Below are 12507 nucleotides of genomic sequence, written 5' to 3'. Positions count from 1 at the left end.
GCGCTTGTTCATTCAACCGCCTACGCACTCTCAACGATGGTCACTCGAAAGAGTTACGGGTCGGACGGCCTCCTTCGGCACTCTACGTGAGGGCGCGAACACGGTGCGGACAGCGCGGCGGACCCACAATGTTTCATCACAAGCCATGCCCCATTTGGAAGGTTTTCCTTCCTTTTGCTGGTGTCTGTGGCTAGATTCGCAATGAGTCATATTTTCATCTCCTTAGACAGTAGATGTACGGTCATGTGCACCGTATCCGCGTCTGAACGGCTACAAGGGGACACAGCAATGGCAGATTTCTCCCGCCTTCCCGGACCGAACGCCGATCTGTGGGACTGGCAGCTCCTCGCGGCCTGCCGCGGGGTGGACAGCTCGCTCTTCTTCCACCCGGAGGGCGAGCGTGGGGCGGCACGCAGCGCCCGTGAGAACTCGGCCAAGGAGGTCTGCATGAGGTGCCCGGTGCGCGCGGAGTGCGCTGCTCACGCGCTACAGGTGCGCGAGCCGTACGGCGTGTGGGGCGGCCTCACCGAGGACGAGCGCGAAGAGCTCATGGGACGGGCCAGGAACCGGCTCGTCACCGCGTCGGCACCCAGTGGAGGTCACGCCGCCGCAAGCGGCGCACATCACTGAAGGAACGTTTCCGCACGGTCGGTGTCGTGGGCGCGTCTCGGCGCGCCCACACCCGTGTTCAGCGCGTCGCGGCCTTCGCGAGATGGTCGAGCGTCGCGCGGACGGCGGGCACCTGGGCCAGGTCGGGCAGCGTGAGCGCGACGATCTCGCGGCGCACGGCGGGCTCGACGGTCACCGTGCGTGCGCCCTTGGGCCGAACGGACTCGATGGCCAGTTCGGGGAGGACGGCAACGCCGAGACCGGCGCCGACAAGACCCACGACCGCCGGGTAGTCGTCCGTCGCGAAGTCGATGCGCGGGGCGAACCCGGCACCCCTGCACACCTCGACCAGCTGACGGCGGCAGCGCGGGCAGCCCGCGATCCACGGCTCGTCCGCGAACGCGTCGATGGTGACGGACCCGGCCCCGGCCAGCGGGTGCCCCTCGGGCACGAGCCCGACGAGCCGGTCGGCGAACAGCGTCCGTACGACGAGGTCGTCCCACTCCTCCGCCGCGTGCGCCCCTTCGTACCGGAAGGCGAGCGCGACGTCGCAGTCGCCCTCGCGCAGCATCTCCACGGAGCGCGGGGGCTCGGCCTCCACCAGCGACACGCGCGTGCCGGGGTGTTCGGCGCGCAGGGCGGCGAGGGCGGTGGGCACGAGGGTCGAGCTGCCGCTCGGGAACGACACGAGCCTGACCCGCCCGGCGCGCAGCCCGGCGATCGCGGCGACCTCCTCCTCGGCGGCGGTCAGCCCGGCGAGGATGCCGGAGGCGTGCCGGACGAGGGCCTCGCCGGCCTGGGTCAGCCGCATCTCGCGCCCGGTGCGGATGAGCAGCGGCGTGCCCGCCGAGGACTCCAGTGCCTTCATCTGCTGGCTGACGGCGGGCTGCGTGCAGCCCAGCTCGCGGGCCGCCGCGGAGAAGGAGCCGGTGGCGGCCACGGCGCGCAGGACACGGAGATGACGGGCCTCGATCACCCTTCAAGCATAAGGGACACTTGGGGATCGCGCCGGATAATGCCTGGCGGCTTTGGGTGTCGGTCCCGTAGCGTTCCGCGCATGAAGCTTCTGTCGCTGAACCTCGGCCGTGCCACCCCTGTCGACTACACGGACCAGCCCGAGGGCGTCACGGGCATCGACAAGCGGCCGGTGAGCGGCCCCGTCGCGGTGTCCGCGCCCGGCGTGAAGGGGACCGGCGGGAGCGGGCTCGCCGGGGACGCGGTGTGCGATCTGCGGCACCACGGCGGCGACCATCAGGCCGTGTACGCGTACGCGCGCGAGGACCTGGACGCGTGGGCGGCGCGGCTCGAGCGGCCGCTGCCGAGCGGGGCGTTCGGCGAGAACCTCACGACGGAGGGGGTCGACGTCTCCGGCGCGAAGATCGGCGAGCGCTGGCGTGTCGGACCCGATCTGCTCCTCGAGGTCACCTCCGGGCGCATCCCGTGCCGGACCTTCCAGGGCCATCTGGGCGAGCGGGGCTGGGTCAAGCGGTTCACGCAGGAGGGGGCGCCGGGGGCGTACCTGCGGGTGCTCGAGCCGGGCGAGATCCGGGCGGGCGACGCGGTCGAGGTGGTGCACCGGCCCGACCACGAGGTGACGGTGGCGTTCCAGTTCCGGGCGGTGACGACGTCGCGGGAGCTGCTCCCCCGGCTCCTGGCGGCCGGGGACGCGCTGCACCCCGAGGCGCGGCGCTCCGCGCGTGAGTACGTCGAGAAGTACGGCTCGTAGGGCTCGCACCACCGGCGCCGGGCGCCGGGGCGTGATCACGAGCGGCGCTCCGTGCTCATAACCTTGGTGCATGACTACCGCTCTGATCACCGGATCCACCGCGGGCATCGGCGCCGCGTTCGCACGGCGACTCGCCGCCGACGGGCACAATCTGGTGCTCGTCGCGCGGGACACCAAACGGCTGCACGAGCAGGCGACGGAGCTGCACGACCGGCACGGCATCGAGGCCGAGGTGCTCACCGCCGACCTGTCCACGGACGACGGGATCGCGGCGGTCGAGGCGCGTTTGACGGACCGTAAGGCGGCGGTCGATCTACTCGTCAACAATGCCGGGTTCGGCAACAAGGGGCACTACCTGGAAGTCCCCATGGCCGACGAGCTGACGATGCTGAAGGTGCACTGCGAGGCGGTGCTGCGGCTGACGTCGGCCGCGGCGGGCGCGATGCGGGAGCGCGGGCGCGGCGGTGTCGTGAACGTGGCGTCGGTCGCGGCGTTCGTGCCGCGCGGCACCTACGGCGCGTCGAAGGCGTGGGTCGTGCAGTTCACGCAGGGCGCGGCGAAGGACCTGGCGGGCAGCGGGGTGCGGCTGATGGCGCTGTGCCCCGGCTTCGTCCGCACGGAGTTCCACTCGCGGGCCGGCATGGGCACGGGCAACATCCCGAAGTGGATGTGGCTCGACGCGGACAAGCTGGTGTCGGCGGCGCTCGCGGACCTGTCGCGCGGCCGCACGCTCTCGATCCCGGACCCCCGTTACAAGGCCCTGATGGGTGTGGTGAAGGTGACGCCGCGCTCGCTGCTGGGCGGCATCACGTCGCGCACGGGCCGCAAGTACGGCCCGCAGTAGGGCGAACGCCGAGGCCCGGCTCCCCGCGACGGGGAGCCGGGCCTCAGTCGTGCTCGGGTCAGTGCGCGTGACCGTGGCCGTGGCCCGCGGCCTCCGGCTCCTCCTCCGCCGGCTTCTCGACGACCAGGGTCTCGGTCGTGAGGAGCAGGGAGGCGATGGAGGCGGCGTTCTCCAGGGCGGAGCGCGTCACCTTGACCGGGTCGATGACGCCGGCCTTGACCAGGTCGACGTACTCGCCGGTCGCGGCGTTGTAGCCGTTGCCCTTCTCCAGGTCCTTGACCTTGGAGACGATCACGTAGCCCTCCTGGCCGGCGTTCTCGCCGATCCAGCGGAGCGGCTCGACGACGGCGCGGCGGACGACGGCGACACCGGTGGCCTCGTCGCCCTCCTTGCCGAGGGAGCCGTCGAGGACCTTGGAGGCGTGCACCAGGGCGGAGCCACCACCGGAGACGATGCCCTCCTCGACCGCGGCGCGGGTCGCGGAGATGGCGTCCTCCAGACGGTGCTTCTTCTCCTTGAGTTCGACCTCGGTGGCGGCACCCACGCGGATGACGCACACGCCGCCGGCGAGCTTCGCGAGGCGCTCCTGGAGCTTCTCGCGGTCCCAGTCGGAGTCCGTGTTCTCGATCTCGGCCTTGATCTGCGCGACGCGGCCCTGGACGTCCTCGGCCTTGCCGCCACCGTCGACGATGGTGGTGTCGTCCTTGGTGATGGTCACGCGGCGGGCGGAGCCCAGCACGTCGAGACCGGCCTGGTCGAGCTTGAGGCCGACCTCCTCGGCGATGACGGTGGCACCGGTGAGGGTGGCCATGTCCTGGAGCATCGCCTTGCGGCGGTCACCGAAGCCGGGGGCCTTCACGGCGACGGCGTTGAACGTGCCGCGGATCTTGTTCACGACCAGGGTCGACAGGGCCTCGCCCTCGACGTCCTCGGCGATGATCAGGAGCGGCTTGGAGCCACCGGCCTGGATGACCTTCTCGAGGAGCGGCAGGAGGTCCTGGATCGAACCGATCTTGCCCTGGTGGATCAGGATGTACGGGTCGTCGAGGACGGCCTCCATACGCTCCTGGTCGGTGACGAAGTACGGGGACAGGTAGCCCTTGTCGAAGGCCATGCCCTCGGTGAAGTCGAGCTCCAGGCCGAAGGTGTTGGACTCCTCGACGGTGATGACGCCGTCCTTGCCGACCTTGTCCATCGCCTCGGCGATGAGCTCGCCGACCTGGTTGTCCTGGGCGGACAGACCGGCGACGGCGGCGATGTCGGACTTCTCGTCGATCGGGCGGGCGGTCGCGAGGAGGTCCTCGGACACGGCCTTGACCGCGGCGTCGATGCCCTTCTTCAGGGCGGCCGGGGAGGCACCGGCGGCGACGTTGCGCAGGCCCTCCTTGACCAGGGCCTGGGCGAGAACGGTGGCGGTGGTCGTACCGTCACCGGCGATGTCGTTGGTCTTGGTGGCGACTTCCTTGACCAGCTGGGCGCCGAGGTTCTCGTACGGGTCCTCGACCTCGACCTCGCGGGCGATGGTGACACCGTCGTTGGTGATGGTGGGGGCGCCGAACTTCTTGTCGATGACGACGTTGCGGCCCTTGGGGCCGATCGTCACCTTGACCGTGTCGGCCAGCTTGTTGACGCCGCGCTCGAGGGCGCGACGGGCGTCCTCGTCGAACTTCAGGATCTTCGCCATGGGGCTGAATCAGTCCTCTCGAAACGAACCGCGCCCCTCGCACCCGGCATTCTCAGCGGGGGCCAGGGGCGCAGCTCAAAGCATTCTGCTTCGGTGAAGCTTGGAAAGCCTCGGTGAATTACTTCTCGACGATCGCGAGCACGTCGCGGGCCGAGAGGACGAGGTACTCGTCGCCGTTGTACTTCACCTCGGTGCCGCCGTACTTGCTGTAGAGCACGACATCGCCGACCTGGACGTCGAGCGGCAGACGCTCGCCGTTCTCGAAGCGGCCGGGACCCACGGCGAGGACGGCGCCCTCCTGGGGCTTCTCCTTCGCGGTGTCCGGAATGACCAGGCCCGAAGCCGTGGTCTGCTCGGCGTCGAGCGGCTGGACCACAATGCGGTCCTCGAGCGGCTTGATGGCAACCTTGGAGCTGGTGGTCGTCACGATCCGACCTCCCCCTTCGGAGATCTCACGGGGTTAACTGTCTGAGGTGGCGACCAGGTGGATCCGTCGTCGCGGGTGCCGGACCTGCCCGTCGCTGTTGGCACTCTCCTGCGGGGAGTGCCAGAGCCGAGACTATGACCGCGATTAGCACTCGGTCAAGCGGACTGCTAATCGACTCCGTCGCGACCTCGATTCGGGGGCCGTTTCCCGAGGGGTTTCACAGGTAGTTCTCCAGGGGCGCCACCGTGTAGCCCTCGGACTCGATGCGGTGGAGGAGTTGGCGTGTCGTGGCCGGGTGGGCGCCGATGATGTCGCCGGGGTGCAGCGGCGCTCCGTCCGGCTCGCGCCACAGGACGACCGCGTCGACGCCGCACGCGGCGGCGGCCCGCAGGGTGTTCCCGTCGTACGCGCCCGACGGCGGGTGGAACAGCCGGGGCGCCGTGCCGAACCGGCCCTCGATGCGGTCGCGCTGGCCGCAGATCTCGGCGTGCTGCTCGACGTAGCCGAGACCCGGCAGGAACGGGCGGGTGAGCGTGCGGTTCTGCACCTGGACGCCGAGGGCGCGCAGTTCGCGCAGGCGGCCCTCGCCCCGGCCCGCGGCGAACAGCGAGAGCGGCAGCCGGCGCTCGCGGACCAGGTCGACGAGGCGCGCGCCCGCCCCGTCCTCGTACGCGAGGAAGACCACCCTGTCGTGGGTCGGGACCCGGGAGACGACCGGCGGGACGGTCCTGTGCGGCGGCGCCCCCGCGGCCGTACGCGCGTCCGGGGCGGGGCGCTGGGCGCAGCCCGCGAGCACGGCGGCGATCGCCATGACCCCGACGGCGAACCGCGCCCGCGCCCCGCGCGCTGTCACAGGTAGTCCTCCAGGCGCGCCACCGCGTACCCCTTGGCGTGCAGGTGGTCCATGAGGTTGCGGATCATGTCGGGCATCGTGCCCTTCCAGTCCTTCCGGCCCCTGAAGTGCGTGAGCAGGATGTCGCCGGGATGGATGTCGCGGTCCCACTCGCGGTAGTCCATGCGGTCCACGAAGGCCTCGGCGTTCCAGATCGGGGCGTACTCGATGCCGCAGGCCTTGGCGGCGCGCAGGGTGTCCCGGTTGTAGTCGCCGAAGGGCGGACGGAAGAGCGTGGGGCGCTTGCCGTACTTCTTCTCGATGACGTCCTGCATCCCGCAGATCTCCTGCTTCTGCCGCGCGTACGACAGTCCCGGCAGGAACGGGTGGTGCAGCGTGTGGTTGTTGAGGGTGACGCCGCGGGCCTGCATCTGCTTGAAGTAGCCGTACCGCGGCTTCACTTCGGCGTCGGTCAGGAACGCCGTGTACGGGATCCGCAGCTCGCTCATCATCTTCAGGAACCGGGGGTCCTTCTCGGCGCCGTCGTCGATGGTGAGGAAGACGATCTTGTGTTTGGTCGGGACCGTGGTGAACACGGGCGGCAGGCCGAGCCGCTTCTGGCCCTCGACCTCGAAGCCGGGGCGGGCCTCGATGCGCGGCTTCTTCGCCGGAGGGGGCGGGGCGGTCAGCGGGACGCCCTTCAGGCCCCAGCGCTTCGACGCCGCGACGAGGGCGGCCCGCTCGGCGCGCAGCTTCGTCGCGTACGCGTCGAGGGCGCGGGCCGGTGCGGCCTTGAGGGCACCCTTGGCCTGCTGGCCGGGGGCCGGTCGCACGCGGGGGTCCCGCTCCGACTCGGCGCCGCCCGCGCAGCCCGCGGCGAGGGCGGACGCGGCGAGCAGGCCGCCGACGACGCGCACGCCGCGTCTCTTCCTGGCACCCCTTCGGGCGATTTCTTCGTTTTGTCGTACGAGTCGCATGGCGCCGGATCCTGGCAGCTCGGGGGCCGGTTGCCGGGGCGACACCGCCGCCTGGCGCGAGGCGTCGCCCGCCTGGCCCACAATGGGCCGGGTGAACGACCCCGCCGCCTTCTCCGCCCTGCTGACCCCCGAGGGCCGCGCCCTGCTCGACGAACTCCGTGAGCACGACCCGGCCCAGGAACTCGCCCTCGCCACCAGGCTGCGCCGCGACCATCCGGTCGAGCTGGTGTCCGCGGCGCTCGCGCAGGCGCGGTTGCGGCAGCGGGCGGTGGCGAAGTTCGGGGCCGAGGACGCGGCGCGGATGTTCTTCACGCCGAACGGCGTGGAGCAGGCGACGCGTACGAGCGTGGCGGCGTACCGGGCCGAGGCGTTCAGAGACCTCGGGGTGCGGTCCGTGGCCGACCTCTGCTGCGGCATCGGCGGCGACGCGATCGCGCTGGCCCGCGCGGGCGTACGGGTGCTTGCCGTCGACCGGGACCCGCTGACCTGCGCGGTGGCGCGGGCGAACGCGGAGGCGCTCGGGCTCGACGGGCTCATCGAGGTGCGCGAGGCGGATGTGACCGAGGTGGACACGTCCGGGTACGACGCGGTGTTCGTCGACCCGGCGCGGCGCTCCACGAAACGGGGCCGGATCTTCGACCCCGAGGCGTACTCGCCTCCGCTGTCCTGGGCGGTGTCCGCGGCGCTCGGGGCGGAACGGGCCGCGCTGAAGATCGCGCCCGGGATCCCGCACGAGGCGATTCCGGCGGAGGCCGAGGCGGAGTGGATCTCGGACGGGGGTGACGTGAAGGAGGCCGTGCTGTGGTTCGGCACGGCGGCGCCGGGGCGGATGCGGGCGACGCTGCTCCCGGGGCCGCGTTCCCTGACCGGCACCGGACTCCCCGACCCCGAAGTGCGGCCCGTCGGACGGTACTTGTACGAGCCCGACGGCGCGGTCATCCGGGCGCATCTGGTCGCCGAGGTGGCGGCGGAGGTCGACGGGGGCCTGCTCGACGAGACGATCGCGTACGTGACATCGGACGCGCTGCACCCGACGCCCTACGCGTCCGCCTACGAGATCACCGACCAACTCCCCTTCAACGTAAAGAAATTGAAGGCGCTGCTACGGGAGCGCGAGATCGGGATCCTGACGGTGAAGAAGCGCGGCTCCGCGGTCGAACCGGAGGAACTCCGCCGCAAGGCGATGCCGAAGCCGTACGGCAAACGTTCGACGACGGTCTTCCTCACGCGGGTCTCGGGCGCCCCCACGATGCTCCTCGGCACACCGGTGTCCTGACGGCTCCCGTGTCCTGACGGCCCCGGACCGGGGCGCCCACGCGCCCCTACGCCTCGGGGCTCCGCCCCGGCCCCCGCTGCTCAATCGCCGCAGCGGCTCGGCTTACCTCCCCGCACCGCACCCATCAGGCTCCCGTGACCTGGCCACCCCTTCACTCCGCCGCCCAAGATCCCACCCACCCGCCCCCTCCGGGGGCGTAGGCCCCACGGGGAGCCGCAATCGCTCATTGAGCGAGCGCCGCAGGAACGGCTCCCGCCCATGACGGGGCAACTGTCACCAGCCTTGGGCAACCTGCCTCCGAGACGGGCCCCGTCCGCGCCCCAGGGCGGCCCCGGTACAGGCCGCACCCGCACCAGGCCCCCGACCCGAACTCGACGGATTGCGCCCTGTCCGCTGTACCGGGCCTCGTGGCCGGCGCCAGGGTGGGCGCCCGCTGGGAAGGCTGCGGGGCCGCAAACTCCCCACGACAGGCGCCGCCCACCCCGGCACTGCAACCGCGATGAGCGGCCCGGCTCCGTCAGCGGTGCCGCGCCACGGCGGGCAATGGCACCAGCCCCGCACCACGAAAACGACCAGCACCACCCCGGCGCAGAACCCGGGCCCACGGGGGCCGAGCCCCCGGAGGGGGCGGGAGGGCGGGAGATGAGCAGGCACCCCGGGCAGGCCGCGGTGCCCCGCACACGCCATGGCAGGCATCCGCCCCGACGCAGCCGGGATACACGGTGCCGCGCCACGGAAACGACGGGCCCCGCCCCGGTGCAGGCCCAGGGCCCACGGGGGCCGAGCCCCGGAGGGGGCGGGTGGGTGGGGGATGAGCGGGCAACGTCCGCGAGCCGGCTGCGGCACCGCACACACGCCACGGCAGAGCCCACCCCAGCGACGCCAGGCAACACGGTGCCGCGCAACCGCGGTGAGCAGCCGGGCGCCGTCATCCGTACCGCGTCGCGGCCGGGCACGGCCTACCGTGCCGCGCAACCGCGGTGACCGGCCGGGCGCCGTCATGCCCGGCAGTCGGAGGCGAGGAAGATGTTGGGCCGAAGCGAGGCGTGTCGGCGGAGGTGTTGCGTGGGGTTCGACCACAACGATCACTATCACCGGGTGCTGAGCCGGCACCTTCCCAGCGGCGCCGGGCGGAACGCCCTAGACGTGGGGTGCGGGACCGGACGGTTCGCGCGGCGGCTCGTCGCGCACGGGTACCGGGTCGACGCGATCGACCCGGACGCGGCGACGCTGGCCGCGGCGGAGGCGACCGGTGGCGGGCCGCGCTATCGGGTCGTGGACGCCGCGCAGACGGAACTGCCGCCCGACCACTACGACGTGATCAGTTGCCTGGCGAGCCTGCACCACATGCCGTTCGAGACACTGACCCGTTTCCGGGAGGCCCTGGCTCCCGGCGGGCGGCTGATCGTGCTCGGGTGCCACGCCGGCGCGACCCCGTGGGACCTCGCCGCCGTCCCGGCCAATGCGGTCGCCCGGCTCGCCGTGTACGCCGGTGAGCGGGCGCTCGGCGCTCGTACTCCCCCGCCGAAGCCGCCGGTCCGGCAGCCGGAGATGGGGCTGCAGGAGATCCGGCGGGAGGCGGCGCGGCTGCTGCCCGGCAGCGAGGTGCGGCAACTGCTGTTCTGGCGCTACCTGTTGACGTACACCCGCGGCTACGCCGACTCGAAGCGCCAGCGGTGAGGCGGGCGGGTGACCAGATCCGCCGGAGGGGACGGGAGTTCCGGGAGGTCGGCGTCGTAGGGCGCGTTCCACCAGGTGATGATCAGGACGCGGTCCTGGGGGGCGCGGAAGGATTCGCGGCGTTCCGGTTCAGCGTCGAGGGGCTGGGACTTGGCCCAGGTCAGGAGGGCATCGCCGTTGCCTTCCGTGGCGCGGGCCTCCCACATCAGCGCGACCGTCATGAGTAGAGGTTCTCCTTGCTGACCTCGTGGACATGGTCGTGGCCCGGCACGTGGGGTTCCGTCACCGGGAGCGAGGAGTCCGCCGGGAGGTCCCAGGAGGACGGCTGCCGGTTGCGGGCCACCATTTCCGCGCCGAGCGCGGCGACCATCGCCCCGTTGTCCGTGCACAGCTTGGGGCGCGGCACGCGGAGCCGGATGCCCGCCTTCTCGCAGCGCTCCTCGGCGAGCGCCCGCAGCCGGGAGTTCGCCGCGACGCCGCCGCCGATCATCAGGTGGTCGACGCCCTCGTCCTTGCACGCCTTCACGGCCTTGCGGGTCAGCACGTCGACCACGGCCTCCTGGAAGGACGCCGACACGTCGCGCACCGGCACGTCCTCGCCCGCCGCCCGCTTCGCCTCGATCCAGCGCGCCACGGCCGTCTTGAGGCCGGAGAAGGAGAAGTCGTAGGCCGGGTCGCGCGGCCCGGTGAGCCCGCGCGGGAACGCGATCGCGTTCGGGTCGCCCTCCTTGGCGTACCGGTCGATGACCGGGCCGCCCGGGAAGCCGAGGTTCAGGACCCGCGCGATCTTGTCGAACGCCTCGCCCGCCGCGTCGTCGATGGTCGCGCCCAGGGGACGTACGTCCGAGGTGATGTCGGTGGAGAGCAGCAGCGAGGAGTGGCCGCCCGACACCAGGAGCGCCATCGTCGGCTCCGGGAGCGTGCCGTGCTCCAGCTGGTCGACGCAGATGTGCGAGGCCAGGTGGTTGACGCCGTAGAGCGGCTTGTCGAGGGCGTACGCGTAGGCCTTGGCCGCCGATACGCCGACGAGCAGCGCGCCCGCGAGGCCGGGGCCCGCCGTGACGGAGATGCCGTCGAGGTCCTTCGCCGTGACCCCCGCGTCCTTGAGCGCGCGCTGGATCGTCGGGACCATCGCCTCCAGGTGGGCGCGCGAGGCGACCTCGGGGACGACGCCGCCGAAGCGGGCGTGTTCGTCGACGCTGGAGGCGACGGCGTCGGCGAGCAGCGTGGTGCCGCGGACGATGCCGACGCCGGTCTCGTCGCAGGAGGTCTCGATGCCGAGGACGAGCGGTTCGTCAGCCATGGTTCTTCTCTTCGGTCGCTTTCTCGGTAGTGAGGCGCATCACGAGCGCGTCCACGTTGCCCGGCTGGTAGTAGCCGCGCCGGAAGCCGATCGGCTCGAAGCCGAAGCGCTCGTAGAGCTTCTGCGCCCTGATGTTGTCGACGCGGACCTCGAGCATCACCTCGGCGACCTCGAAGGCGGTGGCGTGCCGCAGCAGCTCGGTGAGCAGCCGGCTGCCGAGCCCGCTGCCCTGGTGGTCGCCGGCGACGGCGATGGTCTGGATGTCGGCGAGGTCCCCGGACGCGGCGACGCCGCCGTATCCGACGAGCCGGCCCTCCGCGTCGTACGCGACGACGTACCGCCGCGTCGAGCCGATCCCGCGCGCGTGCGCCAGCTCGGACCAGAACATCCCGCGCGACCAGGCGTCGTCGGGGAACAGCTCCTTCTCGAGCGCGAGCACGGCGTCGATGTCCCACCAGCGCATCTCGCGCAGCGCTGTGTCCGCGGCCGTCACTTGGGGGTGACCACCTTGTAGTTCTTGGGGACCTGCGCGTCGGGGCGGCGCAGGTACAGGGGGCGCGGTTCGAGGAGTTCCTCGCCCGCGGCGAGCCGCTCGGCGGCGAAGGCGGCGAGGGAGGCGGCCGAGACGTGCTCGGGGCCGCGCGCGTCGGGGAACGTGTCCGGGTAGAGACGCGCTCCCGCGCCGACGGCGGGCATCCCGGCGACGGCCTCCGCGATGTCCGCGGGCCGGTCGACGGCGGCCTCGGTGGTCCGCGTGCGCCCGTTCTCGTAGCGCGCCCAGTACACCTCCTTGCGCCGCGCGTCGGTGGCGACGACGAAGGGGCCCGCCACCTCGTCCCGCGCCTCGTACGCGAGCGCGTCGAGCGTGCACACCCCGTGCACGGGCACGCCGAGCGCGAGCCCGAACGTGTCGGCGGTCATCAGGCCGACCCGCAGCCCCGTGTACGGCCCGGGGCCCACGCCGACGGCGATCCCGGTGACGGCGTCGAGGCGGACGCCGGCCTCGGCGAGCACCCGGTCGACGGCGGGCAGCAGCAGCTCCCCGTGTCTGCGGGCGTCCACCTGGGTCGACTCGGCGACGACGGACGAGCCGTCGTGCAGTGCGACGGTGACGGCGGGGGTGGCGGTATCCAGAGCGAGCAACAGCAC

The 12507-nt window shown here is 72.0% G+C and carries 14 protein-coding genes; 5 read left to right on the top strand and 9 right to left on the bottom strand.

The features are described 5' to 3' along the window. The first annotated feature begins 288 nt into the window (after positions 1 to 288). Positions 289 to 630 (top strand): WhiB family transcriptional regulator, encoded by a 342-nt coding sequence (locus ACTWJ8_RS23380; protein ID WP_356374785.1) that lies wholly within the window; start codon positions 289 to 291, stop codon positions 628 to 630. A 58-nt stretch (positions 631 to 688) separates the two neighbouring features. On the opposite strand, the gene ACTWJ8_RS23375 is transcribed toward ACTWJ8_RS23380, so the two are convergent. Beyond that, complete coding sequence (locus ACTWJ8_RS23375) at positions 689 to 1585, bottom strand: LysR family transcriptional regulator (protein WP_356374788.1); 897 nt, start codon at positions 1583 to 1585, stop codon at positions 689 to 691. A gap of 81 nt (positions 1586 to 1666) precedes the next feature. Between ACTWJ8_RS23375 and ACTWJ8_RS23370 the strand changes: the two genes are divergently transcribed. Continuing rightward, positions 1667 to 2335, top strand: a complete 669-nt coding sequence (locus ACTWJ8_RS23370; RefSeq protein WP_443260178.1) for an MOSC domain-containing protein — start codon at positions 1667 to 1669, stop codon at positions 2333 to 2335. A gap of 70 nt (positions 2336 to 2405) precedes the next feature. Then, positions 2406 to 3179, top strand: a complete 774-nt coding sequence (locus ACTWJ8_RS23365; protein WP_356374794.1) for an SDR family NAD(P)-dependent oxidoreductase — start codon at positions 2406 to 2408, stop codon at positions 3177 to 3179. Positions 3180 to 3237: 58 nt separating this feature from the next. Here the strand turns inward: ACTWJ8_RS23365 and groL are convergent, their stop codons facing one another. From groL to ACTWJ8_RS23345, 4 genes are all read right to left on the bottom strand, one after another. Beyond that, entirely contained in the window at positions 3238 to 4863 is a 1626-nt protein-coding gene (groL, locus tag ACTWJ8_RS23360; protein WP_356374797.1) for a chaperonin GroEL, read from the bottom strand. Between the two features lie 118 nt (positions 4864 to 4981). Then, a complete protein-coding gene (gene groES / locus ACTWJ8_RS23355; protein WP_356374800.1) occupies positions 4982 to 5290 on the bottom strand; it encodes a co-chaperone GroES in 309 nt (102 codons plus the stop codon). A gap of 217 nt (positions 5291 to 5507) precedes the next feature. Beyond that, a complete protein-coding gene (locus tag ACTWJ8_RS23350; RefSeq protein ID WP_356374803.1) occupies positions 5508 to 6143 on the bottom strand; it encodes a polysaccharide deacetylase family protein in 636 nt (211 codons plus the stop codon). Then, complete coding sequence (locus tag ACTWJ8_RS23345) at positions 6140 to 7099, bottom strand: polysaccharide deacetylase family protein (RefSeq protein ID WP_443260177.1); 960 nt, start codon at positions 7097 to 7099, stop codon at positions 6140 to 6142. The genes ACTWJ8_RS23350 and ACTWJ8_RS23345 overlap by 4 nt, the downstream gene beginning before the upstream one ends. An 82-nt stretch (positions 7100 to 7181) precedes the next feature. Here ACTWJ8_RS23345 and ACTWJ8_RS23340 point away from each other — a divergent pair, with 82 nt between their 5' ends. Both ACTWJ8_RS23340 and ACTWJ8_RS23335 read left to right on the top strand, forming a co-directional pair. Beyond that, entirely contained in the window at positions 7182 to 8375 is a 1194-nt protein-coding gene (locus ACTWJ8_RS23340; RefSeq protein WP_443264972.1) for a THUMP-like domain-containing protein, read from the top strand. 1065 nt (positions 8376 to 9440) lie between these two features. After that, a complete protein-coding gene (locus ACTWJ8_RS23335; RefSeq protein WP_443260176.1) occupies positions 9441 to 10055 on the top strand; it encodes a class I SAM-dependent methyltransferase in 615 nt (204 codons plus the stop codon). Here the strand turns inward: ACTWJ8_RS23335 and ACTWJ8_RS23330 are convergent. From ACTWJ8_RS23330 to tsaB, 4 genes are read right to left on the bottom strand one after another with little or no spacing between them, the layout of a single operon-like run. Then, entirely contained in the window at positions 10028 to 10276 is a 249-nt protein-coding gene (locus tag ACTWJ8_RS23330; RefSeq protein ID WP_443260175.1) for a hypothetical protein, read from the bottom strand. The two genes, ACTWJ8_RS23335 and ACTWJ8_RS23330, sit on opposite strands and share 28 nt — an antisense overlap. Then, on the bottom strand, positions 10273 to 11358 hold the full coding sequence (gene tsaD / locus ACTWJ8_RS23325) for a tRNA (adenosine(37)-N6)-threonylcarbamoyltransferase complex transferase subunit TsaD (protein ID WP_356374815.1): 1086 nt from the start codon (positions 11356 to 11358) through the stop codon (positions 10273 to 10275). The genes ACTWJ8_RS23330 and tsaD overlap by 4 nt, the downstream gene beginning before the upstream one ends. Beyond that, positions 11351 to 11821: a ribosomal protein S18-alanine N-acetyltransferase gene (gene rimI, locus ACTWJ8_RS23320; RefSeq protein ID WP_356375930.1), complete on the bottom strand. Its 471-nt coding sequence runs from the start codon at positions 11819 to 11821 to the stop codon at positions 11351 to 11353. The genes tsaD and rimI overlap by 8 nt, the downstream gene beginning before the upstream one ends. Positions 11822 to 11847: 26 nt before the next feature. Next, positions 11848 to 12507 carry a tRNA (adenosine(37)-N6)-threonylcarbamoyltransferase complex dimerization subunit type 1 TsaB gene (gene tsaB, locus ACTWJ8_RS23315; protein WP_356374818.1) on the bottom strand — a complete coding sequence of 220 codons (660 nt, stop codon included), beginning with the start codon at positions 12505 to 12507 and terminating at the stop codon, positions 11848 to 11850.

The sequence above is a fragment of the Streptomyces sp. SDT5-1 genome (assembly GCF_052245995.1).
GTDB lineage: Bacteria > Actinomycetota > Actinomycetes > Streptomycetales > Streptomycetaceae > Streptomyces.
This window is presented reverse-complemented; position numbering and strand designations above follow the sequence as displayed.